Genomic DNA, 24600 nt, shown 5'->3' with positions numbered 1-24600 from the left:
AATTAAATTTTTTTGAGGATTATTCAATATCCTCAAATCTTTCTGATAATTTTTCCATGACCCCAGGGAGTGTTGTGTATTCCATTTCATCAGCTGGAAGCCTGTGGGGCTCAAATGGACCATGTCTTCTCATGTATTCAGCGATATCTGATGCAAGAGCCCTTGATCTGTCATATGCCGGGTCATCGAACATGTCTGCAGGTCCCACTAATTCACCATTAGCTATCTGGAATCCAAGAGCCATTACTCGTGGAGGTCCATCAAATCTTACTGGATATGCATTTTTCTGTGCTACAGGCATTAATGGACCGTTGTGTGAACCTCTCATCCATCCACCAACCAGGTGTGGGAATGCGAATGGCTCAACTACTTCCCCTGCTGCCGGGAATCCTGATTGTGATCTTACAATTGCTACAGGGTCGTCTTTACCAACGTATTTGCCTGCCATGAGGTTTAGTCTTTCTGTACTTACTGCTGCTGCTATTTCGTTGTCGCTTCTTCTTCTTATACGTTTTATGACGTATCTGCTTATTGTACCTAAAAGTGCAAGTAAATCGTACATTTCGTCGGGACAGGTCATTGTTACTTTTTTGTGTTCCATTACATCGAATATTTCAAATTCAAAACCACCATGGAGTGATGGGTCAATTACAAGTCCTGCTGTTGTAAATGGGTCTGCAAACATTTTAAACAGAGGCATGTTAAATGCACCAGGTTCTGTCTTATCACAGCAGAAGACAACTACTGGGTCGCTTTCTCTTTCTTTAAATTCCATTTCAGCTACTCCCGGCCCCATCCCTTTGATGTTTCCTGAGAATGTGTCAGATAAAAGGTCCTGGCCCGCACCATAAAGTTTCAGTTCTTTTGCCACTGCTGTTGCTTCTAAAAATGCGTTCCATGCCAAGTTGTGTATTTCTTCGTTTTCTTCGCCCTGTTTGTGGGTCATTATGAGTTCTGTATCGTCACCACAGTTAGTTACGTGATAGTCTATAAGTAATTCCTCTTCCTTAGCCTTTCCAAGAAGTTCTTCACATTTTGCAAGTAATGCTGGATGGGCTAATCCATGTCCTGCAACACTTCCAACGTCTGCTTTAATTACACTAATTGTAGTTTTCATAAAAAAACACCTCCATTATCATAAAAATCTTTAAAAATGCTATAAAAACTCATTAAAGGCAGTTTTGATATGTTAGTTTGAATAATTTTAAGTCCAAATGACTTAAAAAGGTTAACATAGTTTATATCACCCTTAACTCTATAGAATTATGTTTTTGTAACAATATAAAACTTACTATGTAGCTTCTAACTCCCTATCATGATTTATTATAGAATCATATTTAAAGTTTTTAATATAAGACATATATTATTTTATTAATTAAATTATAAAATATATAGCAACCATCTAAATCCTCAAAAAACAGCAAAAAATTATATACAATTTATTATAACTTTAAAATACCCCTAATTCTATTATTATAATATATTAAAACATCACCTTTAATCAATTTAAAATAATAATTATTGTTATTTACATTCTAATTTATTCCTAACTTCACCTGCCATTTCTAATGTAGAAGCAGTCCCCCCTAAATCCGGAGTTACTACTTTTCCCTCCCTCAAAACTTGAATTAAAGCATTTTCAACGTTTATCGCCGCTTCATATTCTCTGAGGTAATTAAGCATCATTACTGTAGACAATATCATTGCAGAAGGATTTGCAATATTTTTACCCGCTAGATTTGGTGCAGATCCATGTACTGGTTCAAATAAACCATGATTTTCTCCAATATTTGCAGAAGGAGTTAAACCCAATCCGCCCACAAGTCCTGCGCCTTCATCTGAAAGTATATCGCCAAAAAGGTTTGTAGTAACAATTACATCAAATATATGGGGTTTTATAACGAAAAACATGGCAGCAGCATCTACATAACGGTCTTCAGCCTCGATATCACTGAAATTTTCAGCTATTTTATAAAAAGTGTCTTTAAACAACCCATCAGTTTTTTTCAAAACATTAGCCTTATGAATTGCTGTAACTTTACTCCTGCCTGTTTTTTTTGCGTACTGGAAGGCGAATTTACAGATTCTTTCACTTGCCTTCCTTGTAATTACCCTTAAAGCTGTAGCTCCACCATCTATTTCTTCTTCAATGCCAGAATAAAGCCCTTCTGTATTTTCTCTCAAAATTATGAAGTTAAGATCATTATAGAGACTTTTTACGCCAGGATATGACTTAACTGGACGAATATTAACATATAAATCAAGTTTTTTTCTCAAGGTAATAATAGCGCTTTTTTGACCCGGAACTGTTGTAACAGCCCCAAAAAGTGTTGCATCGCCTTTTTTTGCCGTTTTTATGGTTTTATCAGGTATCGTTGTTCCAGTTTTTTCAAAGCATTCATTTCCAGCGTTGGCATTGGTATAATTGAAATTAATATCCAATGAATCTAAAACATTTAATGCTGCTCCCATAACTTCTTTTCCAATGCCATCACCAGGTATGACTGTTATATTATGCATCAACTCACCAAATACATCTTTTAATGTTTTTTTTAGAAGGATTCGAAACTATCCTTGTTATAAATAAGGATGATATTAATATTAACTTATCTAAAGAACATATAAACAGAATCAATTAAATAATTTTTCAGTTCTTTTTTATACGTATAATTAAAATAGTACTTTTAATAAAATAAAGTTTGTTAGGCGTTTAACAATTAATACGAGGATCATAAAATGTGGGAAATATTTCAGTCCATTGGATCAATAGATAAACTGAAACAAAAAGGATCTCTTCAACACTATAAGAAAAGGCTCAAAAAATATCAAGAAAACGAGGCAGATATCCTGATAGATATGGGTATACTGTGTTCTAATGAAGAAAAATATGATGAATCCATTAAATATCTTAAACAAGCCCAAAGGACCTACTATAAATTGAATTATACCGAAGGAAGGGCATTTGTTTTCGATTTAATTGGTGATGTGTATCTGAGTATGAAAGAAATGGATAAAGCTTTAGATTATTACAAAAAATCATTTCAAATGTATGCATCAATAAGATCTCCCTTGAAATCAGATGAACTGGAAAAAATAAGAGAAGTTGAGGATATTAAAGAAGCTATTGAAATCGCTAATGCTGGTAAAGAAAATGCAGAAATTTCAGAAGAGTACTCAATTGAAGAAGTTGAATCCTCCGAACAAACATCAAATCCAGAAAATTATGTTGAATGTCATCTTAATTATGAAAAAGTTAATTTAAAGCTTGAAAAAATATTGAAATTAATCCGAAAAAAATATAAAGTCAAAGAAATTTCCAAAGAAGAATATGAAACGGGTTACATACAAAAATCAATATATGATGCTCGTGATGAAGGAAATGGCCCCAAAGAAATGGCTTTATTTTTAGTGACAGGTTATTATTTCATGAATGAACAAAAGCAATACAGTGCATTGAAAAGATTTAAAGAAGCATTCAAGGTTGCCAGAAAAACAGATGATAAAAAAGGTCAGGGATTTTCTCTTCTATTAATTGGAGCCGTATACTATATTTTAAGCAGTAAAAATAAGATTTATGAAGTATTTAAAAAATCCCTTGAAATATTTAGAGATTTAAAGTACAAAGAAGGAGAATCAGCTGCACTGGAACTTATGAATACACTGTATAATGAGGATGTATGTACCGATGAAGAGATAATCAGTAAAGTTTAATTTATCTAAAATTGGATATTTAAATTTAAAATATCCTACTATTTATACTTATTTTAACATATAAACTTATATTAATACTTAAATCAGTTTTAATCTTTTTAAGGGTGAATTTTAATTAAAAAAATAAGTTTTAACATGTTAGAACAATTAACTATAATTAAATTAAATTACAATATTAATACTTGCAAAGGGATAGATTATCATGTGAATCATAGTAACCTGTTTATTCATATTAAATGAACTATATGGAACAATTTCATTGCAATCAACATAAAAAATTAATTAGGGAATTAAAGTTGTCTGTCAAGTAATTAAATATAAAATGAATGATGATAAATGGCAAGAGGTGGGAATATGGAAAGAGAAGAAAATGTTAAAAGGTTAATACAGAACTTAAAAGATGATGATGAGTTTGTACAGGCCCAAAATTCAGATCTACTTGAAGAAATAGGAGAACCTGCCGTAAATGATCTAATAGATGCTTTAAATGACAGTGACAAAAATGTTAGGAAAGGAGCTGCACGTGTTCTTGGAAAAATTGGGGATAAAAGAGCCATAGAACCACTTATAAATTCCTTAAGAGATTCAAATAAATGGGTTAGAAGAGCAGCATCAGGTGCTCTTGGGAACATGGGACAAAATGCATCCGAACCATTAATTAAAGCTTTAAATGATGATGATTGGCGCGTTAGAGGGGGAGCGGCATGGGCTCTTGGAAAAATCAAAGACAAAAAAGCCCTAAATCCCCTTATAAAATGCTTAAAAGACGAAAGTGGATTTGTAAGAAGTGGAGCTGCATATTCTCTTGGAGAATTAGGAGATAAAAGTGCTGAAGAGCCCCTAAAAGAAGCTTTGAAGGATAAAAGCAGATTTGTACGCCATGTATCTGAAAACTCTTTAAAAAAATTATGAAAATATTAGACTTCAGCTGAAAATAATGTTTAAATGCTTAAAGACCACCAATGGTGATTTTAATTACTTTTAATAACTTGTTAAGTAAATAATATATAGGAAATAATAAACCAATTTATTCTTTAATGAGGTATTTACATTGAAGGTTAGTATAATAGGCGCGTCAGGACATGTTGGAAGAGCTGCAGCATTTTGTTTAGCAGAAGAAAATTCAGTTAATAAATTAGTACTTATATCAAGAGAAAAAAGCCTGGATGTACTTGAAGGAGAATCTCTTGACATATATGATGCTTTAGCTGCAAAATCAGTTGATATTTCAATAAATACCACTTCAGATTTAAAAAAACTACATAATTCAGATGCGGTTGTTTTAAGCGCTGGTGTATCCAGAAAACCGGGAATGGAAAGAACAGATCTTGGAGAAGCCAATGCTAGAATAGTCGCGGAATATTCTAAATCCATCGCAAGATATGCGCCTGATTCTATAATTTTAGTTGTAACCAATCCTGTTGACGTTATGACTTATATAGCTTTAAAATTCTCTGGATTCAAAAAGAACAAAGTTATTGGTCTTGGAAACCACCTGGATTCACTGAGATTTAAAAATTACATGGCAAGACACTTTAAAGTGCATGTAAGTGAAATTCACACCAGAATTATTGGTCAGCACGGCCCTCACATGGTTCCTCTTATCAGTTCAACTTCAATTGGAGGAATACCACTTGAATATTATTCTGCATTCGATTATTTTTCAGGTTACAAGCCTTTCAACTTAGAAAAAACCATAGGGAAAGTTAAAAATGCAGGAAGCTACATAATCGGCAAAAAAGGAGCCACAGAATATGGACCTGCCTTTGCCATTTCCAATATTATTACAACAATTTTAAACGATGAAAGGAAAATCTTGACTGTTAGCGCCTATCTTGAGGGAGAAATAGAGGGAATAAATGATGTTTGTCTTGGAGTTCCTGTTAAACTTGGAATAGATGGAATAGAAGGGATACTTCCAATAAAAATGTCTGATGAAGAAAGAAAAGCCTTCCTAAAAGCAGCTGAAGAAGTTAAAAAAAATACTGAAGTCATTAAGAATTACTTAGAAGAGTAATTATCATAGAAATAGTGAATTAGGTTAAATGTTTTAACCTATAAATCGTTTTTAAAGTGTATCGTTAACATCTGGAGTTATAGTCTTATTAGATGTTGAATTTGAAGTTTTATTCTTTTTAATCGTTGTGGTGTTTTTATACTTTTTATTTGAATTATCATAAAATCCACTATCAAACCCAGTATCATTAGATTTATTGGTTATATTTAAGACTAAGCTACTTGTATTAAATTGAGATCCAAATATAAAGCCAGTTGCACCTGATGCCAGGACTAAAATTATAATAAGCCCAACAGTCTTTCCATTCATTTCATTTTCACTCCTTAAGGATCTTCATTAACGTGATAAATTAAATGTAAATTTAGTTCTATATTAAGTTATTGGAAAAATACTTATTTCCAATTATTTTTGTATTTAATATTTACATTAAAAAAGTTTATATAAGTGTTCAGTTATAACATCCACTACACATTAAAATTTGAACATTGTATAAAATTATTTGTTCAAAAAACTTATCTTTCAAAAAATGCGTTTTTCGGAAGTAAATTTCCGGTAACTTTATATAATATATTTTTCAAATAATATCAGCCCAAACTATCAAACAAGTGCATAAACAGAGGAAAGGAATATGGCAATAATTGGCATTTTAAACTTACAGGGAGATATTTCTGAACATTTTGAAATCACCAAACAGGCATTAAAAGAGATGAATCTCAAAGCCGAGGTTTTAAAGGTAAAAACCGTCGAAGATGTTTCAAAATGTGATGCAATAATCATTTCAGGTGGAGAAAGCACAGTTATAGGAAAACTAATGAAGAAAACAGGTATTGATAAACAAATAGTTGATAAAAAAATCCCTGTAATGGGAACATGTGCAGGAATGGTTCTTCTTGCCAAAAATACCGATTATGAACAACCTTTACTCGGATTAATTGATATGGAAGTTAAAAGAAACGCTTTTGGAAGGCAAAAAGTGTCATTTGAGGACGAAATAGAAATATTTGGCGATAAATTTGAAGGAGTTTTTATAAGAGCACCCTACATTAAAAAAGTAGGGGAAAATGTAGATATACTCTCAAAATATAATGAAAAAATTATTGCAGTAAAAAGTGGAAAGTATATCGCCACGGCATTCCATCCAGAGCTTACAGGCGATGCACGGATCCACATGTACTTCATAAAGGAGGCATTAAATTGTGCGGAATAGCGGGAGTCGTATTTAAAGACAGGAAACTTCACCCTGTAGGAGACATCATGACCAGAATGCTTGATGCCCTGCAACACAGAGGACCAGATTCTGCAGGCTTTTCCATATACGGTGGCCTTGGTTTAGCAGAACACGAATATCTATTAAATATAGAAGTAAAAGAAAGATCAGGTCTTCTAGAACAGGTTAAAGAAGCTGTAAATTCAGTTACACCAATTAAAAAGGAAGAAATAATCCCATCAGTGGAAAATTACAATATTTACAGATGTAAAATAGCTTTAAATTCATTTGATGAACTTAAACCATTAATAATGGATATTGATAAAATAGAAGATGTAATTGTGCTTAATGGAAGTCATTCATTTGAAATGATAAAAGATGTCGGTTCTGTAAAAGAAATTGCAGACAGATATGATACTTATTCAAAAATGGGAACCCATGCAATTGGACATACAAGATTTTCAACTGAAAGTATAGTGGATCGTTATCATGCACACCCATTCCAGAGTTATATCACCCCAGACATAACTGTAGTGCACAACGGCCAGATTACTAATTACTGGAAAATAAGAGACCCTTTGGAGAGAAAAGGACATATTTTCGAGACAAATAACGATACCGAATGCATAGTTCATTATATAGCAGATAAACTACATGAAGGCTACAAACTGGAAGAAGCTCTCGAACAATCAGTAAAAGATATGGATGGACCATATTCATACATTGTAGGGACTCCAAATGGAGTTGGAATAGCTAAAGATCAGTTAGGACTTAGACCTGGTGTTCTTGCCGAAAATGATGAAGTTTTCGCCATAGCTTCTGAAGAGGTTTCTCTCCGTGCAGTTATGGATACTCATGACATAGATCAAATATCGCCGGGAGAAACAAGGGCATACACAATTTAATAAAGGTGATTTCATGCGGGAAATAGAGATTGATGCTAATTCAATGGTTCCAAGGGACCTGAATCGCGCAGTAAAACAAGCTGCCAAAGAATATGACCGGATCATTATTAAAAACCCAAATGCAATGCATTACATGGTTGCAGGGCTTACTGATAACACCGAAATTGTGATTGACGGTTCTGCTGGTTATTTTGCAGGTACAATGATAGATGGTGCCAAAATACACATAACTGGAAATGCAGGGTGGTTTCCAGCAGATAATATGACCGATGGAGAAGTTATAATAGATGGTGCAGCCGGAGATGGTGTTGGACAGGGAATATATGGCGGTACTGTCGTTGTAAGGAGAAATGTTGGTTCCAGAACTGGAGAAATAATGAAAAACGGGACAATCATAATAGGTGGAAACTCCGGATTTATGAGCGGGCTTTTCATGATGGGTGGACGAATAATCATACTTGGAGATATATCAGACGATGCCGGCGAATCAATTATAAGGGGAACCATATATGTCCTTGGAAACATTAAAAGTCTCGGTAAAAATGCTAAAATTGAAGAAATAGATGAAGATGATAAAAGGGAACTTCAAGAGCTATTACCATCATATGGGTTTGAACTTGATAATGAAAAATATAATAATTTCAAAAAAATAGTTCCAAGAAGTAAAAGACCTTTCTATGGTAGTAAAGAGTCAGAGGAAGGGTAAGGGGGAGATATTATTCAAACTAACAATACACATGAAGTTGCAATGGTTGGAACACCGTGTCAGATCCTTGCAGCAACTAAAATGAACAAATATATGGGTGAAGAATTCCCAGTGGACCTTAAAATAGGACTCTTCTGTATGGAAAACTTCTCCTATTCCTATATGAAAGAAATGCTCAAAGAATACAATATTGACATGCGTGACATTGAACATTACAGAATAGAAAAAGGCCATCTCTGGCTCTATTTAAAAGATGAGGAAGTAATTAAAATTCCTCTGGAAAAGGCAAAGAAATGCATGCGTAAAAACTGCCAGATATGCATGGATTTCACATCAGAACAATCAGATGTATCTGTAGGTTCAGTTGGCTCTCCTGAAGGATGGTCAACAATAATAATTAGGACAGATGAAGGTCTTAAACTCATTGAAGCTGCAGAAAATGATAATTACATTGAAACAAAACCAATCAGTGAAGGCGGGCTTAAAATAATGGAAAAACTCGCAAACGAGAAAAAAAAGGAAAATAAAGCTGAAATTAGTAAAAGGGAAAATGTAGCGAGACCTGTTTTATATAGAAGGCAAATGCCTGAGGATGAATTCGTCAAAGAAGTGTCTTCTTGTCAGTTTAGTGATTTAAAAGGAGACGTAATAGATATAGGTGCATGTGTGCTCTGTGGAGCATGTGTTTATGCTTGTCCAGAAGAAATAGTTGAAATTAGAGACAGGAAACCTCAAATTAAAGGTAGTTGCCCTGAAGAATGTAATATCTGCTATGTTGCATGTCCAAGAACATATGTTCCGGACAAAATTCTAAGTGTTGAATCAGATAGAGAGCCATTTGGACAATACATCAAAATACTATCTGCAAAAGCAAATAAAATAGAAGGACAGGACGGAGGAGTTGTCACTGCACTACTAACATATGCATTATCAAACAGTATGGTTAATGATGTGATAGTCGTAGATAAAAGCACTTCAGAACCGTGGAAACCTGAAGCAAAACTTACAGATAACATTGCTGAAGTGTTGAATGCATCAGGGACAAAATACGCTGCATGCCCCATTTTTAAATCGCTCCAACAAACAAGGGAGGGAATCTAAATGCCATTTAAAGTAGAAAGAAACAAAGAACTTTGCAGAAGAAACTTTGACAGACCTGGTTGCTGCTGGTACATGTGCGACAACAGAGATGAAGAACTCTGTAAAAACTGTTATTCCTGTTTCAATAACTGCCCTCATGGAGTTTATGAGATTATAGATGACGAACCCTACCCTATAAACCATGAAAACTGTGTTGGATGCAGAATATGTGAAGAAATGTGTCCAAACAATGCGATAGAGATAAATGCAGTCGTTGAAGATAAACGAAACGTCTGGTCATTTTCAGATCTTGTGGAAATCAACAGAAAGTCTGCAGAAGGCCGTTATAAAGTAAGAGGCTGCGGAGCAACAAGAATAATTCCAACATTTGATGATCTTGTAATTATGCCTGCACAGGTTTCAAGGCCTCCAATTGACAAATACAGGGAACCATGTAACACAAAAGTAACCCTTGGAACAAGATATGCTGAAAATCCACTTGAACTTGACACCCCAATAATGATTGGTGCAATGTCATTTGGAGCACTGAGTAAAGAAGCAAAAATAGCACTTGCAATGGGCGCAACACTTGCAGGTACAGCTACAAATACTGGTGAAGGTGGAATGCTTCCAGAAGAGAGAAAATATGCCTCAAAGCTTATAGCACAGTATGCTTCAGGACGGTTTGGTGTTTCCGCTGATTATCTGAACAATTCAGAAGCAGTAGAGATTAAAATTGGTCAGGGTGCAAAATCAGGTATGGGTGGACACCTTTTAGGTGAAAAGGTAACGGCAGAAGTTTCTAAAATCAGGAAAATTGAAGAAGGAGCTGATGCTTTAAGCCCTGCAAGACACATGGATATTGTCGGACCTGAAGATTTAAGCATGAAAATTGATCAGTTAAGGGAAATAACTGATTGGAAAGTGCCAATTATTGTTAAATTCACTTCAGGTAGGGTCAGTGACGATGTAAAAATTGCAGCAAAAGCTGGAGCTGACATAATTGTTGTTGATGGTATGCAGGGTGGAACAGGTGCTGGACCTGATGTGGTTATAGAGCATTCTGGTGTTCCAACTATAGCAGCAATTGTAGAGGCTGATGAAGCTTTAAAACACGTTAATCTACGTGAAGAAGTAAGTCTTGTAGCTGGCGGAGGTATAAGAAGTGGTGCTGATGTTGCAAAGGCAATTGCTTTAGGTGCTGATGCAGTCTATATAGCTACTTCTGCATTGGTTTCAATTGGATGCAGAGTATGTCAGACTTGTTATACTGGGACATGCAGAAAAGGAATAGCAACACAAAATCCACAGCTTAGAAGACGTTTAGATTACATTGAAAGCGGTAAAAGAGTTGCAAGATATATAGAAGCTATGACTGAAGAAGCATGTATGTTAACACAGCAGGCAGGAAATACTGATCTTCAAAAGCTTGAAAAAGATGATTTAAGAGCATTAACTGTTGAATCATCACTTTTAACCGGTGTTAAAATGGCTGGTTTGGAAACTCCAGTCGGTCACTCTGTGTCCGGGCATTAAAAATCTACGATTTTTGAATGCTGTTAAATATTAACCTGAGTTTCTATTTCTTTTAAATTTATTTTGAAATGTTTAATTTTAGCATTAGATATTATTGTATTTTACATAATATCTCCGGGATTATTTTTTTTAATAGATTAAATATACCACAAAAGTTATATATCGCGCTTGAAAGAACCAATATCGGAAATAGGTTTCCTTTAGCCTTTTTCCTACGGAAGTATGAAACATATTTCTGTTTAAAATTTATAAAATACTTAAATAACGGAGGAAAATAATATGGTTCTCGAAAGCGGAGATACAGCATGGATGCTGATATCAACAGCTTTAGTAATTTTAATGACAATTCCTGGTGTGGCGCTCTTTTATGGAGGGCTTATAAGAAGAGAAAACGTTTTAAATACTATGTTCCTTTCTTTTGTCACATTTGCAGTAGTAAGTATACTATGGTTTATATATGGATTTGACCTTGCATTTGGGGCAGATTTAGGAGGAATAATAGGAAATCTTGCAAATCCATTCTTTAACGGAGTGTTAGAATCAAAAACACTTGCAACATTGGCCCCAACAATACCTACAGGCCTTTATGCAATATTCCAGATGACATTTGCAGCTATTACAGTAGCACTTATATCTGGTGCTGTAGTTGAGCGAATGAAATTCTCAGCATGGCTCGCATTTGTACCAGTATGGTTAACACTTGTCTATGTACCAGTAGCTCACTGGGTATGGGGTGGAGGATTCCTTGCACAACTGGGAGCACTTGACTTTGCAGGAGGTATTGTTGTGCACTTAACAAGCGGTATAGCAGCATTAGCACTTGTACTTATTCTTGGAGCTAGAAAAGACGCTAAACTACTTCCACATCACTTAGGTTACTCAGTAATTGGTGCAGGATTATTATGGTTTGGTTGGTTCGGATTCAACGCCGGATCTGCTTTAACCGCTGGAGATTTAGCGGTTTCTGCAATGATTGTAACCAATACATCTGCAGCAGTGGGTATGCTTGCATGGATGCTTATGGATAAAATTAAAACAGGTAAACCTACCCTACTGGGTGCATTATCTGGAGCAATTGCAGGTTTAGCATCAATAACACCAGCAGCAGGATATGTAAACATTACGGCAGCCATAATTATTGGTTTTGTTGCAGCGATATGTTCATATACAGCAGTTTCATGGTTAAAACCACGTTTAGGATATGATGATGCATTAGATGTATTTGGTATCCACGGAGTCTGCGGTATAATCGGGACAATTGCAATAGGCATATTTGCAAGCCCACTTATTAACAGTATCACCACAGGGGGCATTTTGTTTGGAAATTTCAATCTAATTGGCATTCAGCTTTTGGCAATTGTTATTGTTGGAATTTACGCGTTTATAATGACTCTTGTAATTGCAAAAATAATTGATATAATCATTGGATTAAGAGTTAGAGATGATCATGAAGTACAGGGTCTTGACATTAATCTCCACGAGGAATCCGGTTACAGGTTATCTTAGACATTTATAAATGATCAAAGCATGAAATAATTCATTAGAACTATTAAATTCTTAGGATGTGTAAAAATGAAAAAGATAATCGCTATCATTAGACCTGATAAATTGGAGTCCGTGAAAAATGCTCTTGAAGAAGCAGGATGCCAAGGGATGACAGTAAGAGAAGTTAAAGGACGTGGGAGACAGCTTGGTATTACAGAAAGTTACAGGGGCCATGATTACAGAATAGATCTCTTACCTAAAACTGAGATTGAAATAGTAGCAACTGATAGCGCTGTAGAAACTATAGTTCAAACTATAATTGATAATGCCAAAACCGGAGATATTGGAGATGGGAAAATATTTATATCTCCAGTTGAGAACGTAATTAGGATACGAACAGGTGAACGTGGTGAAGGAGCTATTTAGTTCCTTCTTAATCCTTTTAATCTTTAAAATAAGTTAATTTAAGCTTTTGAAGGCTTTTTTATAATTTTTTAATTTTTTTTATATTTCAAATCGTCATGATCGAAACCTTTATAAGGATCAAAATCAAGTTTTATATATCGGAAGTATGTTTCCGTTATCCGACGATTGAAAATGTAAATTAAAATAACTTTACAAAAGACATAAAAAACATATTAAAGCTATTAAAAAGATTTAATAAACAAAGGAGGAAAATATATGGCGGATCCTATTCTTAACTCTGGAGATACAGCATGGATGCTGATATCAACAGCCCTTGTAATGTTGATGACCATTCCTGGAGTAGCATTGTTCTATGGAGGTCTTACAAAAAAAGTAAATGTTTTAAATACAATGTTTTTATCCATCATTGCCTTCGCTATAACTAGCATCATATGGGTACTATATGGTTACCAATTTGCTTTTGGTGAAGACATGTTGATGGGATTGATTGGAAATCCTGCAAACCTATTGTTTAGTGGAATTGCAGTAGATTCACTTGCAACACTTGCACCTACAATACCCACAACAGTATATATTGCATTCCAAATGACATTTGCAGCTATTACAGTAGCACTTATATCTGGTGCTGTAGTTGAGCGAATGAAATTCTCAGCATGGCTCGCATTTGTACCAGTATGGTTAACACTTGTCTATGTACCAGTAGCTCACTGGGTATGGGGTGGAGGATTCCTTGCACAACTGGGAGCACTTGACTTTGCAGGAGGTACAGTTGTACATATAAGCTCAGGTGTTGCAGCACTGGCTTTAGTACTTCTACTAGGAAGAAGAAAAGATACCAAATTACTCCCACATCAGCTTGGATATTCAGTAATTGGTGCAGGATTATTATGGTTTGGTTGGTTCGGATTCAACGCCGGATCTGCTTTAACCGCTGGTGGACTTGCAGGATCAGCATTTATAGCCACTAACACTGCAGCCGCTGCGGCCATGATATCATGGGTAATAATAGACTACTTAAAAACAGGTAAACCTACCCTACTTGGTGCAATATCTGGAGCAATCGCAGGTTTAGTTGCTATAACTCCCGCAGCAGGTTTTGTAACCGTTCAAGCAGCGGTAATCATTGGTCTTATAACTTCAGTATTCTCATATTTCGCAATTGCATGGTTAAAACCACGTTTAGGATACGACGATGCTCTGGATGTAGTTGGTATTCACGGAGTATCTGGATTATGGGGAGCACTCGCTACAGGTATCTTTGCAGCGCCATTCATTAACGAGTTAGGAACCGGCCTTTTGTATGGTAACCCTGGCCAGTTAGTTACTCAAATAATTGCTGTAGTAGTTGTTGCAGCTTATTCATTTTTTGTGACATTAATACTTGGTAAAATAATAGACATAACCATTGGACTCAGAGTAGAACCTAAAGAAGAAATAGAAGGCCTTGATACAAATCTCCACGAGGAATCTGGTTACAGAATATAAATATGAGGATGTGAAAAAATGAAAGAGATAGTTGCTATAATAAGGCCAGATAAATTAGAAAATGTAAAAGCTGCGCTTGAAGAAATTGAATGCCATGGATTAACAGTTACAGAAGTTAAAGGTCGTGGGCGACAGCTTGGTGTTACAGAAAGTTACAGGGGCAGCGATTACAGAATTGATCTCTTACCAAAAACAAAGCTTGAAATTATTGTAAAAGATGAAAATGTTGAAAATGTCATTGAAACAATAGTAAATACAGCCCAAACAGGGGATATTGGAGATGGTAAAATCTTCATTTCCCCAGTTGAAGAAGTGGTAAGGATTAGAACCGGTGAAAGAGGAGAAGGAGCTGTATAAAGCAGATTTTCTTGAATATCCCTTTTTTCCTTTTTCTAATTTTTTTTATTAAATTTCTATTTGTCTTAAATTCATTCTATTTTAGTAAATATTTATATAATTCATTTTATTATGCTAAAAACACTTTAGAAATGTAATTATTTTAATTTTAAAGTTATTAAAGAAAAATTTATTAATAGTGATGTTTAGAATAAGTTTTATTGCATAAAGGGGGATAATTATGAAAAATAAACTTATTATAGGTATAATTTCGTTTTTAGTTATTTTTGTTAGCATATCTGGATGTATAGATACAGATTCTTCTGATAGTTCTACAAATACGGTATCTTCTTCAAATAATCAAGATTATCAGGACAATACAAACACCAAATCCTCAACAAGGACTTCCTCTAAATCAGGTGATTCCGGAATTTGTTCAGAATGCGGCGGAACAGGTAGAGTGATGTGTTATAATACAGTTACTGGAGGAACAACTTGTGCAGGTACTGGAATTGTCCAGGGAGGATCAACTGAAGGTCTAACATGCCGCGTTTGTGATGGAACCGGTTCAATAACCTGCCCTAACTGTAATGGAGACGGGTATATTTAATTATTCTTTTTTATTTTATTTTTAATCCAACATTTTTTTAAAAAAATTTATTAGCAATGCAAGTTAATTTAAAAATATAACCGAAAGGAGAATATAAATGAAAAATATATCAGTCATTAGCCTCTTAGCAATTGTAATTGTACTTGTGGGCATTTCAGGATGTATTGATAATAATCAAAATACGAACAGTACCAATTATCAAACTTCCGGACAAAATACAGGTGTAAATGATACTCAGAATACAACAGCAAATATATCTGCAGAAGAAGCTAAAAAGACAGCAGCGAAATATATAGAAGAACCTGGTGCAACTGCTGGTGAGCCGGTATTAATAAATACCGATGGAAAATCCACATATATAGTGCCTGTTATTTTAAATGGTAATCAGGTTGGAGAAATTTTGATTGATGCCCAGACAGGCGAAAATATAGGTGGTGCTGGTGGAGTATCAAATAAGGTTGAATAAACTCCCCCTATTCATTTATTTTTAAATTTATTAACATAATTGGAGGGGGTTTAAAAAATAAAATAGAGGTTACTTACCTCTATATAATGTTACCATCCTCTTGATTGAAGTCTTTCTTCTTCTGGAATTTCAGCCATATCAAGACCCGGCATTGCTTTTCCAAGGTCCCTTGAAACTTTAGCAAGGACTTCAGCATCTTCATAATTTGCAGTTGCTTCAACAATTGCTTTAGCAACTATTTCAGGATTTTCTGATTTAAATATTCCAGAACCAACAAAAACGCCGTCTGCTCCAAGCTGCATCATCAATGCAGCATCTGCAGGTGTTGCCACCCCTCCAGCAGCAAAGTTTACAACAGGTAACTTGCCCAAATTAGCTGTTTCTTTTACAAGTTCGAATGGAGCTTCAATTTTTCTTGCAACTCCCCATAATTCTTCTTCAGTTTTATTCTGGATTTCTCTAATACCACCCATTATCATTCTCATGTGTCTTACAGCTTCAACAATATTTCCTGTACCCGCTTCTCCTTTGGTACGTATCATAGCTGCTCCTTCATCTATCCTTCTTAATGCTTCGCCAAGATTTCGTGCTCCGCAAACAAATGGTATTGTGAATTTCTTTTTATCAACATGATATTTTTCATCTGCAGGTGTTAAAACTTCACTTTCATCAATCATGTCCACTCCAAGTGATTCCAGTATTTGAGCTTCAACAAAATGGCCTATCCTTACCTTTGCCATGACAGGTATTGAAACAGCATCCATTATCTCAATGACCTTTGAAGGATCAGCCATTCTGGCAACGCCTCCAGCAGTTCTTATATCTGCAGGTACTTTTTCGAGTGCCATTACTGAAACAGCACCAGCATTTTCAGCTATTTCTGCTTGTTCAGCATTTACAACGTCCATAATGACTCCACCTTTTGTCATTTTGGCAAATCCTTTCTTTAATACTTCTGTTCCATGTAACATCCTATTCCTCCGCTTATTATAACGTTATTATCGTTTAATTTCTATTTTCATATTCATATAACGATAGTTATACATTATGTTTTTTATCAATTTTACTTAGACTTCATATAGTTAAATAGTTTAATAGGATTTCTAATTTTTCATTTTATATGAAGATTAATGAAACTAAATTGAAAATGTAGATTCTTCCCACCACATATCCAATTATTTCCTTATTTATCTAAAATCTGATTAATAAATAAAAAACAAATTCTAAAGTCCCAAATAAAATAATTTGAATTTTTTAACTCACATTTATTAATACTTTTTAAATAATTTGTATTATATTTTTATAGAACTTTCTACATACAATAAACCATCATAAAAATGGAGGTAAAATATTATGGTTGATTATGTAACAGTGATAACAACACCAATTATGAATACTGCAAACGAAGTATTAACATTTATACCCGTGATAATCGCTGCAATTATAATCCTCATAATTGGATGGATTATAGGGCGTATCGCGGGGAGTGTTGCAAAGAAATTATTTGAAAGAGCCAACATTGATCAAGCTGTTAGCAAAACAGGTGCTGGAGAGGCTCTAGCTGGCACAGGTATGACATTTTCGGGTTTGTTTAGTGCTGTTGTAAGATGGTTTATATATCTGATTTTCATAATGGCCGCTGTAAGTGTTTTGAACATACCCGTATTCACTAACTTTGTAAATCAAATAGTTTTATACATACCAAACTTAATCGCAGGTATCCTGATACTAGTAGTTGGTTTAATAGGAATAAACTACATCATGGATTGGATGAAAAGTATGCTTTCAAGACAGAAAGTTGCATTTGCAAATATAATTACCATGGGATTACAAGCTCTACTCTCATTAGTTGTAATTGTAATAGCACTTGATCAGCTACAGATCGACACTCAGATCATTTATACATTCTTAGTGCCATTAGCATGGGGACTAGCAGCGGGTTTAGCAATTGCAATAGGAATTGCCGTAGGAGTAGGTGGTAAAGATGTAGCAGCAGAATATCTCCAGAAAATGGCAAAAACTGGTGAAAGTAAAGCTGGCGAAGTTAAAGAAAAAGCAAAAGAAGCAGAAAGTAAAGCCAGTGGCGAAGAAGGTGAAGGGGAAGAATTTCGCGAACCCGGAGAAGGAATGGAAGGAGTAGAAGGCAAACCTAAAGGTAAATTTAAAAGGGTATAATTCTACAGTTATCCTTTTTAAATTTTTGAATAATTTGAATAGTCTATGCAGTTAATTCGAGGAATCAACCAGTAATTTCGGACTGTTGAATATCTTAATACATTAAAATGAACAATCCTCATGAGAAACTTAAAATTCACATATTTAAAGAAATTAAAATCAATAATTCTCCAGACATTCATCTTTTAGAACTTTTGCATCTTCATTTGCTGGATTCAGTAATAGAGCCCTGTTGAAACAGTCCACAGCCTTTTCAAATTTCCCCAATTCCATAAGAGCTACTCCCTTATTGCTATAGAAAATATCATTTTGAGGATTTAATTTCAGAGATTCATTATAACATTTTATGGCTTCTTCAAACCTTCCAAGCTCTAAAAGTGCATTTCCTTTACGATTCCATGTAGAAGCGTCAGGAACTGTATCAAGACATAATTCCAATGCTTTATCATATGCTTCAAGTGCTTCTTCTGTTCTTTCTAAGTGAGATAAAATATTACCTTTGGCATTCCAAACTTCATGATTATCTGGTTCGAGCTCTAAAATTCGATTATAACATTCCAATGCATCATCAAATCGTTCCAACATCTCTAAAATAAATCCTCTCCAATACAGTACAAGCACATTATCTTCATTTAATTTTAATGCCTTTGTATTATATTTTAATGCTTCTTCTGGCCTATTTGAGTTTAAAAGAGCTATTGCCTTATTATTCCAGATGAATTCATTTTCAGAATCCCTTTTTAGTGCTTTGTCATAACATTCTATGGCCTCGTTGAATTTACCTAAACGAGATAAGTTATCTCCCTTTTTATTTAATAAATAAACATCTTCAGGATCATGTTTTAATGCAGCAGTGTAACACAATACTGAATCATTAAACCTGCCTGAATCAAATAATATATCGGCTCTTTTAGTAATCATTGCCTTTTCATCTATTTTTTCCCCTTCCCATTCATCAACAGGGTATTTTCTAAATCTTATTATCTGAAAAAGCGAATCATCATTAGTATCTTCAGGATAGAGTCTCCTGAATTCATCTTTCAGTTCTGAAGCATTTTGAAAACCTTCTTCTCTTGCAAGGTCATCGTCTTTAATGATGTCTTTAAATTTTGCTATCTCCACATCAATTACTTCAGCTTCAAAAAGTTTTTCACGCTCTTTAGATAATAAGTTCCAGTAGCAGTGAAGGCGGTCACCCTTTGATAATGGTTTTTTCCATAGCTTTCGGATAGTTGTGGTTTTTTTACCTGTTATAAGCTCAAGATGACGACTTCCAAATAACAGTATAGGCATTTATGACCTCCTTTTATTTAGGAGCAATTATTAAATTTAATTTTACTATTTATTTTATTTAATGGTTTCATCGCCAAATTCAGCGGTTTTTATCCTGATACGTTTGAGAAATGGCTTTATTTTTTCAGCAATTTCTCTTAATTCCCCCCTTGAAGGATTGTGAGTACCGTATAATCTTTCATCCAGTACTTTTTTATCACGAAATTGTTGTAAGGTATATATATCTGCATCTATATTTTTGGCAATTTCAATGATGTCTTCTATTTCCATTAAATAAGGTACAAATGTAGTCCTACATTCAAGGTAAACCTCTGCTTTTATGCATGCTTCCATGCTTTTTTTTACTTCATCTCCAATAGCAGATCCTATAATTTTTTTGTATTTATCAAATGGTGCTTTAATGTCCAGAGCTACATAGTCCAGCAAATCCATTACATCTTTTAATTCATATACAAAAAATCCATTTGTATCAAGTTTTGTTTTCAATCCTTTCGATTTAGAATATTCAAGAATGTATTTTACATCTTCGTGTTGAATAAGGGGCTCGCCGCCAGTTATAACAACACTATCAATAAATCCCATTGAACTATCAATTTTTTTTATAATTTCATCCATTTCTAATGATTTTCCACCATTAATAATTTCTGGATTATGGCAATAAGGACATTTTAAAATACATCCTCCTGTAAAAATTACCAGTGATACTTTTCCAGGGAATTCCAGAGAGGATATAATCATATCTCCTATTATCATCTAAAATCAACCTTAAATTATCTGAATATTATATTTTACTAAATTATATTAAATGGTATCATTCAATCATGCTTTTCAGTATTTCGATAAATTTTCTATCTTCTTCCAGCGTTCCAACACTAACCCTTATCCAGTAATCATCCAGTCCTTTAAAAGATTTACAATCCCTAACAATAACTCCTCTTTTTAAGAGTTCTTCTGCAAATTCTCCAGAACTCATTCCTGTCTTTCTAACATCAACAAGTAAATAATTAGCTTTAGATGGATAAACATGGATATTATCAAATTTAGACATGTTTTCATACAGATATTCTCTGCTTTGAATTCCAATTTCTATGGATTTGTTTATATATTCTTTATCATCCAGTGTAGCGGATGCTGCAACATAGGAAAGTTTTGTAAGGCTAAAAACTGGTTTAACCCTGTGTAAAAGCTCTATAAACTCATGATTAGAAATTGCATAACCTATTCTCATCCCTGCAAGCCCAAAAACCTTTGAAAATGTCCTTAAAATTAATAAATTATCATATTCATCCAGTAAATCAATATTATCAACTTCAGAAAATTCAAAGTATGCTTCATCAACTACAACAAGGGCATCTGTACTTTCTAAAACCCTTCTAATGTCATTTTTATCTATTAATCCTCCTGTAGGGTTATTTGGAGTACATAAAAAGATTATTTTTGTTTTATCAGATATTGAATCAATTACAGACCCCACATCAAGCCTGTTTTCATCCACATCCCATTTTGCATATACAGGAACTCCACCATGAATTTTCAGGGTAAATTCATAATACATATATGATGGTATTGGCACTATAAATTCGTCTCCTGGCTCGATTAAAGCTTTTCCAAGCACATCAAGGATTTCGTCTGCTCCATCCCCACCAATAATTATATTAGGAGCATTTACACCAGCATACGATGCAATTTTACTTTTTAAAACTTCTAAATTCGATTCTGGATATTGGTGGATAGATTCCAGATTTTGTTTCAAAGCTTCAACTGCTTTTCTGGAAACACCTATAGGATTCTCATTTGAACCAAGTTTAATGATGTTTTCGGGATTAATATTATATTTGCTGGCTATTTCATCAATTGATCTTCCAGGGACGTAGGGATCAAGTTCTTTTACAATTTTTTTCACTCTTACCATTTTTTCACTTCTTTTGAGCTAATTTTACATATCTACGGGCATTATCTTTTACAGATTCTATCTCTTCAGTTTTAAGTCTTCTTACGGCTTTAGCAGGAATACCAATAATTAAACTACCTTCTTTGAATTCTTTTCCTTCTGTAACTACTGCTCCTGCCCCAATTATGCTGTTTTTTCCTATTTTTGCCCCATTTAATACTGTAGAATTTATTCCAACCAAGGTATTTTCTCCTATTTCACATCCATGCAGGACTGCAGCATGCCCTACAGAAACATAGTCCCCTAATTTAACCGGATGGCCCTTAGATGAATGTATTACACAGTTTTCCTGAACATTTGAATGCTTTCCAATGGTTATTGTCTCCATATCTCCCCTTAAAACAGCATTATACCATACTGAAGATTCTGCATCAATTTCAACTTTCCCTATTATCTTTGCACCTTCAAATATTTTAACGCTTTCGTCTATTTTACTCATTTTAATTCTCCATAAATTAATTGAAATCCAGAATTAAAATATATTATCAGAATCAATAAATTCAGCAAATCAAACTTTTTAAATAATTTTTTTCCTAAATAAAGAGATTACTGGTTAAAAATAAATTATTTATTGTTTTTTTTTAATCATATGTTCTTGTACTACCAGAACAAGTGTATCAGAAGGGATATCTTTATAAATTATTGTTCCAGAGCCTATCGCTGAGTTTATACCCACTTTCACGCCAGGATTAAAACTTGAGTTTATACCTGTTTTAACATTGTCCCCAAATATGGAACCAAGCTTTCTCACTCCACAATCACAAATTTCTCCTTTAATGTTCATTTTAACATTCTGGTTATCAAAACGTAGATTTGCAATATTGGTTCCAGCAGCAATGTTACAGTTTTCGCCAATTACTGAATCTCCAACGTATGAAAGGTGGTTAACATTTGTTCCATCCATTATAATTGAATTTTTAATTTCAACTGCATTTCCTACATTTACATTATTTCCAAGATAAGTAAATTTACGTAAATAAGAATTAGGGCCTATATCACAGCCTTCTCCAATATAAACTGGTCCGAATATGTAAGTTCCAGATCTGATAATGCTGTTCTTTCCCAGAACTATTGGGCCGTGGATAGTAACTCCTTCTTCAATTTCACCCTCGATTTTCTCTTCTATTTCATTTATAAAGTGTTCATTTACATTTAGAAGTTCCCATGGCCTTCCAACATCTATCCATTTACTGTCAGATTTAAGACCTAAAACTGCCTTATCTTCACTCATCTGTATCTTAAGAGAATCTGTTATTTCATATTCTCCTCTTTCAGACTTTTCTGTCTTGCTGATAGCATCAAAAATGACTTTATCAAAAAGATATATGCCGGCATTAATAAGATTGCTTGGTGCTTCTTCAAGAGCGGGTTTTTCAACAATATTCCTGATTTTATCGTCTTCTATCTCCACAACTCCAAATGAGGAAGGATCTTCAACTTCAGTTAGCATGAGAACCGATGATGCATTATTAGCTTCAAATTTTGCAACTAATTTACGAATAAGTATTGAATCAACTATTATATCACCATTTAACACTACAAATGCATTATTAATTTCATCTTTAACATAATTTATAGCATGTGCAGTTCCAAGCCTTTCCTCTTGAGTTACATACGTAACATTAACTCCAAATGACGAGCCATCACCAAAATAATCCATAATTACTTCTTTTTTGTAACCTACAACCATTATTATGTCTTTAATACCGGCATCCCTGAGTGCTTCTAAATTGTATTGGAGTATTGGTTTTCCACCAACCCGCAACATTGTTTTTGGTCTTGTTAAAGTCAATGGGCGCATTCTTGTGCCTTCACCTGCTGTAAGCAATACTCCCTTCATAAAATTCCCTCTATGAACCTTCTGGATATATCTCTGATTTTTTCAGCTTTTTCCATATTTTTACCCTCTAAAGTAATTCTAATGTATGCTTCTGTGCCTGAGGGCCTTATTAGAACCCAGCTTCCATCTTTCATTGATATTCTAACTCCATCTATGAAGTTCACATCACTTACATCATCAAAATAATCTGGAAGCTCTTCCTTAACTTTTTCCATTATCAATGTTTTCTGTATGTTTTCACATTTTATTTTTTCCCTTATTGTAGGATAGCTTGGTATTTCATCAAGAAGCTTAGAAAGTGGCCCATTTTTTTCTACAATTTCTATAATTTTAAGAGCTGAAAGTATTCCATCAGGACACATGCAGAAATCAGGATGTAACCATGTGCCTGAAGGTTCTCCTCCAAATGAGGCATTAGATTCTACTATTACTTCCGCAACATGTACATCCCCAACTTTGGTACGTATAACTTCCCCACCTACTTTTTCCATGCATTTATCAATACCAAATGATGCATCAACAGTTGTAACAATTTTTCCGCCAATTTTACTGGATATAAGGGCTAAAAGTTTGTCAAAATCCGCCATAATTCCATTTTCATCGATTGCAACCATTCTATCTGCATCTCCATCATGTGCAATTCCAAGATCTGCACCTGTTGCCTTAACAACTTTCATAAGTTCAGAAAGATTTGCAGGTGATGGTTCGGGCATTCTGCCCGGGAAATATCCGTCTGGCTGACAATTCAAAGTTATAACTTCACAGCCAGCCTTCCTAATTACCATTGGAGATACATATGAACCAGCACCATTTGCACAATCTACAATTACCCTGAGATTTCCAGTTATTTCCACATTATTAAGCAAATCATTCATATAATCATGAATAATGCTGTCGTTATCTTCAATATTACCTATATTTTCCCAGGAAGCCTTTTGAAAGCTTTTTTCATGAACTATTTTTTCTATTGTTCTTTCCTGATCCTGGGTGTAGGCCATTCCTGTAGGATTCCATAGCTTAATTCCATTATATTCTGGAGGATTATGGGATGCTGTTATCATAATTCCAAGATCTGCTTTTAGTTTCATGGCTGCATATCCAACAAGAGGTGTTGGAACTATTCCCAGACGTATTACATCAGATCCACATTTAACAATCCCTGCAGTTATCGCATTTTCGACCATTTTATTTGAAGTTCTTGTATCATACCCTATTACTATTTTACGGCCTTTACCACCAACATATGTGGCTGCTGCCATTCCAATATCAGTTATTAAATCCAAAGTTATTTCTTCGTCTATTTTGCCCCTGATACCAGATGTACCGAATAGCTTTGGAACCATTTCATCCATATTATGCACCGTGTTCTAT

At 34.3% G+C, this 24600-nt stretch carries 25 protein-coding genes; 15 read left to right on the top strand and 10 right to left on the bottom strand.

The window, feature by feature from the left end:
* Positions 1 to 19 precede the first annotated feature (19 nt).
* Both fbp and aksF read right to left on the bottom strand, forming a co-directional pair.
* Entirely contained in the window at positions 20 to 1117 is a 1098-nt protein-coding gene (gene fbp / locus QMD61_03125; protein ID MDI6723621.1) for a fructose-1,6-bisphosphate aldolase/phosphatase, read from the bottom strand.
* A gap of 407 nt (positions 1118 to 1524) precedes the next feature.
* Positions 1525 to 2520, bottom strand: a complete 996-nt coding sequence (gene aksF / locus QMD61_03120; GenBank protein MDI6723620.1) for a homoisocitrate dehydrogenase — start codon at positions 2518 to 2520, stop codon at positions 1525 to 1527.
* 216 nt (positions 2521 to 2736) lie between these two features.
* Between aksF and QMD61_03115 the strand changes: the two genes are divergently transcribed.
* From QMD61_03115 to QMD61_03105, 3 genes are all read left to right on the top strand, one after another.
* Complete coding sequence (locus tag QMD61_03115; protein MDI6723619.1) at positions 2737 to 3711, top strand: tetratricopeptide repeat protein; 975 nt, start codon at positions 2737 to 2739, stop codon at positions 3709 to 3711.
* A 354-nt stretch (positions 3712 to 4065) separates the two neighbouring features.
* Positions 4066 to 4623, top strand: a complete 558-nt coding sequence (locus QMD61_03110; protein MDI6723618.1) for a HEAT repeat domain-containing protein — start codon at positions 4066 to 4068, stop codon at positions 4621 to 4623.
* Positions 4624 to 4762: 139 nt separating this feature from the next.
* Positions 4763 to 5728: a malate dehydrogenase gene (locus QMD61_03105; GenBank protein ID MDI6723617.1), complete on the top strand. Its 966-nt coding sequence runs from the start codon at positions 4763 to 4765 to the stop codon at positions 5726 to 5728.
* 51 nt (positions 5729 to 5779) lie between these two features.
* Here the strand turns inward: QMD61_03105 and QMD61_03100 are convergent, their stop codons facing one another.
* Positions 5780 to 6037: a hypothetical protein gene (locus QMD61_03100; protein MDI6723616.1), complete on the bottom strand. Its 258-nt coding sequence runs from the start codon at positions 6035 to 6037 to the stop codon at positions 5780 to 5782.
* Positions 6038 to 6356: 319 nt separating this feature from the next.
* Between QMD61_03100 and pdxT the strand changes: the two genes are divergently transcribed.
* The 11 genes from pdxT (at position 6357) to QMD61_03045 (ending at position 15970) form a co-directional block, all read left to right on the top strand.
* Positions 6357 to 6935, top strand: a complete 579-nt coding sequence (pdxT, locus tag QMD61_03095) for a pyridoxal 5'-phosphate synthase glutaminase subunit PdxT (GenBank protein MDI6723615.1) — start codon at positions 6357 to 6359, stop codon at positions 6933 to 6935.
* The gene (locus QMD61_03090) at positions 6923 to 7840 is read left to right on the top strand and encodes a glutamine amidotransferase (GenBank protein MDI6723614.1); all 918 of its coding nucleotides are present in this window, start codon (positions 6923 to 6925) and stop codon (positions 7838 to 7840) included. Before pdxT ends, QMD61_03090 begins: the two co-directional genes overlap by 13 nt.
* A gap of 13 nt (positions 7841 to 7853) precedes the next feature.
* On the top strand, positions 7854 to 8546 hold the full coding sequence (locus QMD61_03085) for a GXGXG domain-containing protein (protein MDI6723613.1): 693 nt from the start codon (positions 7854 to 7856) through the stop codon (positions 8544 to 8546).
* Positions 8547 to 8588: 42 nt separating this feature from the next.
* Complete coding sequence (locus tag QMD61_03080; protein MDI6723612.1) at positions 8589 to 9647, top strand: Coenzyme F420 hydrogenase/dehydrogenase, beta subunit C-terminal domain; 1059 nt, start codon at positions 8589 to 8591, stop codon at positions 9645 to 9647.
* Entirely contained in the window at positions 9648 to 11162 is a 1515-nt protein-coding gene (locus QMD61_03075) for a glutamate synthase-related protein (GenBank protein ID MDI6723611.1), read from the top strand.
* 279 nt (positions 11163 to 11441) lie between these two features.
* Positions 11442 to 12668, top strand: coding sequence for an ammonium transporter (locus tag QMD61_03070; GenBank protein ID MDI6723610.1), 1227 nt, complete (start codon positions 11442 to 11444; stop codon positions 12666 to 12668).
* A 66-nt stretch (positions 12669 to 12734) separates the two neighbouring features.
* Positions 12735 to 13073 carry a P-II family nitrogen regulator gene (locus QMD61_03065; GenBank protein MDI6723609.1) on the top strand — a complete coding sequence of 113 codons (339 nt, stop codon included), beginning with the start codon at positions 12735 to 12737 and terminating at the stop codon, positions 13071 to 13073.
* Between the two features lie 255 nt (positions 13074 to 13328).
* Positions 13329 to 14558, top strand: coding sequence for an ammonium transporter (locus QMD61_03060; protein ID MDI6723608.1), 1230 nt, complete (start codon positions 13329 to 13331; stop codon positions 14556 to 14558).
* Between the two features lie 18 nt (positions 14559 to 14576).
* Positions 14577 to 14915 (top strand): P-II family nitrogen regulator, encoded by a 339-nt coding sequence (locus QMD61_03055; protein ID MDI6723607.1) that lies wholly within the window; start codon positions 14577 to 14579, stop codon positions 14913 to 14915.
* A 220-nt stretch (positions 14916 to 15135) separates the two neighbouring features.
* Complete coding sequence (locus QMD61_03050) at positions 15136 to 15504, top strand: hypothetical protein (GenBank protein ID MDI6723606.1); 369 nt, start codon at positions 15136 to 15138, stop codon at positions 15502 to 15504.
* A gap of 97 nt (positions 15505 to 15601) precedes the next feature.
* Positions 15602 to 15970 (top strand): PepSY domain-containing protein, encoded by a 369-nt coding sequence (locus QMD61_03045; protein ID MDI6723605.1) that lies wholly within the window; start codon positions 15602 to 15604, stop codon positions 15968 to 15970.
* A gap of 89 nt (positions 15971 to 16059) precedes the next feature.
* Here the strand turns inward: QMD61_03045 and pdxS are convergent, their stop codons facing one another.
* Positions 16060 to 16941 (bottom strand): pyridoxal 5'-phosphate synthase lyase subunit PdxS, encoded by an 882-nt coding sequence (gene pdxS / locus QMD61_03040; protein MDI6723604.1) that lies wholly within the window; start codon positions 16939 to 16941, stop codon positions 16060 to 16062.
* 382 nt (positions 16942 to 17323) lie between these two features.
* Between pdxS and QMD61_03035 the strand changes: the two genes are divergently transcribed.
* Entirely contained in the window at positions 17324 to 18145 is an 822-nt protein-coding gene (locus QMD61_03035; protein ID MDI6723603.1) for a hypothetical protein, read from the top strand.
* A gap of 159 nt (positions 18146 to 18304) precedes the next feature.
* On the opposite strand, the gene QMD61_03030 is transcribed toward QMD61_03035, so the two are convergent.
* The 6 genes from QMD61_03030 to glmM all read right to left on the bottom strand — a co-directional run bounded on the left by QMD61_03030 (position 18305) and on the right by glmM (position 24581).
* Complete coding sequence (locus QMD61_03030) at positions 18305 to 19438, bottom strand: tetratricopeptide repeat protein (GenBank protein MDI6723602.1); 1134 nt, start codon at positions 19436 to 19438, stop codon at positions 18305 to 18307.
* A 54-nt stretch (positions 19439 to 19492) separates the two neighbouring features.
* Positions 19493 to 20191, bottom strand: a complete 699-nt coding sequence (locus QMD61_03025) for an anaerobic ribonucleoside-triphosphate reductase activating protein (GenBank protein MDI6723601.1) — start codon at positions 20189 to 20191, stop codon at positions 19493 to 19495.
* Positions 20192 to 20249: 58 nt separating this feature from the next.
* Positions 20250 to 21350, bottom strand: coding sequence for a histidinol-phosphate transaminase (gene hisC, locus QMD61_03020; GenBank protein MDI6723600.1), 1101 nt, complete (start codon positions 21348 to 21350; stop codon positions 20250 to 20252).
* 4 nt (positions 21351 to 21354) lie between these two features.
* The gene (locus QMD61_03015; GenBank protein MDI6723599.1) at positions 21355 to 21828 is read right to left on the bottom strand and encodes a gamma carbonic anhydrase family protein; all 474 of its coding nucleotides are present in this window, start codon (positions 21826 to 21828) and stop codon (positions 21355 to 21357) included.
* Positions 21829 to 21957: 129 nt separating this feature from the next.
* Positions 21958 to 23229 carry a sugar phosphate nucleotidyltransferase gene (locus QMD61_03010; protein ID MDI6723598.1) on the bottom strand — a complete coding sequence of 424 codons (1272 nt, stop codon included), beginning with the start codon at positions 23227 to 23229 and terminating at the stop codon, positions 21958 to 21960.
* On the bottom strand, positions 23226 to 24581 hold the full coding sequence (glmM, locus tag QMD61_03005) for a phosphoglucosamine mutase (protein MDI6723597.1): 1356 nt from the start codon (positions 24579 to 24581) through the stop codon (positions 23226 to 23228). Before glmM ends, QMD61_03010 begins: the two co-directional genes overlap by 4 nt.
* Positions 24582 to 24600 lie beyond the last annotated feature (19 nt).

It is taken from the genome of Methanobacterium sp., assembly GCA_030017655.1.
In the GTDB taxonomy this organism is placed as follows: domain Archaea; phylum Methanobacteriota; class Methanobacteria; order Methanobacteriales; family Methanobacteriaceae; genus Methanobacterium_D.
Note: the sequence above shows the minus strand (reverse complement) of the source record. Positions and strands in the feature narration are given on the sequence as shown.

Excerpts from the sequence above, each read along its gene's own strand:
- QMD61_03075 (MDI6723611.1), top strand. The coding sequence starts at position 9,648 with ATGCCATTTAAAGTAGAAAGAAACAAAGAACTTTGCAGAAGAAACTTT.
- QMD61_03080 (MDI6723612.1), top strand. The coding sequence starts at position 8,589 with ATGGTTGGAACACCGTGTCAGATCCTTGCAGCAACTAAAATGAACAAA.
- QMD61_03055 (MDI6723607.1), top strand. The coding sequence starts at position 14,577 with ATGAAAGAGATAGTTGCTATAATAAGGCCAGATAAATTAGAAAATGTA.
- QMD61_03115 (MDI6723619.1), top strand. The coding sequence starts at position 2,737 with ATGTGGGAAATATTTCAGTCCATTGGATCAATAGATAAACTGAAACAA.
- QMD61_03010 (MDI6723598.1), bottom strand. The coding sequence starts at position 23,229 with ATGAAGGGAGTATTGCTTACAGCAGGTGAAGGCACAAGAATGCGCCCA.
- hisC (MDI6723600.1), bottom strand. The coding sequence starts at position 21,350 with ATGGTAAGAGTGAAAAAAATTGTAAAAGAACTTGATCCCTACGTCCCT.
- QMD61_03070 (MDI6723610.1), top strand. The coding sequence starts at position 11,442 with ATGGTTCTCGAAAGCGGAGATACAGCATGGATGCTGATATCAACAGCT.
- QMD61_03015 (MDI6723599.1), bottom strand. The coding sequence starts at position 21,828 with ATGAGTAAAATAGACGAAAGCGTTAAAATATTTGAAGGTGCAAAGATA.
- QMD61_03110 (MDI6723618.1), top strand. The coding sequence starts at position 4,066 with ATGGAAAGAGAAGAAAATGTTAAAAGGTTAATACAGAACTTAAAAGAT.
- QMD61_03030 (MDI6723602.1), bottom strand. The coding sequence starts at position 19,438 with ATGCCTATACTGTTATTTGGAAGTCGTCATCTTGAGCTTATAACAGGT.
- glmM (MDI6723597.1), bottom strand. The coding sequence starts at position 24,581 with ATGGATGAAATGGTTCCAAAGCTATTCGGTACATCTGGTATCAGGGGC.
- QMD61_03035 (MDI6723603.1), top strand. The coding sequence starts at position 17,324 with ATGGTTGATTATGTAACAGTGATAACAACACCAATTATGAATACTGCA.
- aksF (MDI6723620.1), bottom strand. The coding sequence starts at position 2,520 with ATGCATAATATAACAGTCATACCTGGTGATGGCATTGGAAAAGAAGTT.
- pdxT (MDI6723615.1), top strand. The coding sequence starts at position 6,357 with ATGGCAATAATTGGCATTTTAAACTTACAGGGAGATATTTCTGAACAT.
- QMD61_03060 (MDI6723608.1), top strand. The coding sequence starts at position 13,329 with ATGGCGGATCCTATTCTTAACTCTGGAGATACAGCATGGATGCTGATA.
- QMD61_03100 (MDI6723616.1), bottom strand. The coding sequence starts at position 6,037 with ATGAATGGAAAGACTGTTGGGCTTATTATAATTTTAGTCCTGGCATCA.
- QMD61_03045 (MDI6723605.1), top strand. The coding sequence starts at position 15,602 with ATGAAAAATATATCAGTCATTAGCCTCTTAGCAATTGTAATTGTACTT.
- QMD61_03025 (MDI6723601.1), bottom strand. The coding sequence starts at position 20,191 with ATGATAATAGGAGATATGATTATATCCTCTCTGGAATTCCCTGGAAAA.
- pdxS (MDI6723604.1), bottom strand. The coding sequence starts at position 16,941 with ATGTTACATGGAACAGAAGTATTAAAGAAAGGATTTGCCAAAATGACA.
- QMD61_03050 (MDI6723606.1), top strand. The coding sequence starts at position 15,136 with ATGAAAAATAAACTTATTATAGGTATAATTTCGTTTTTAGTTATTTTT.
- QMD61_03065 (MDI6723609.1), top strand. The coding sequence starts at position 12,735 with ATGAAAAAGATAATCGCTATCATTAGACCTGATAAATTGGAGTCCGTG.
- QMD61_03085 (MDI6723613.1), top strand. The coding sequence starts at position 7,854 with ATGCGGGAAATAGAGATTGATGCTAATTCAATGGTTCCAAGGGACCTG.
- fbp (MDI6723621.1), bottom strand. The coding sequence starts at position 1,117 with ATGAAAACTACAATTAGTGTAATTAAAGCAGACGTTGGAAGTGTTGCA.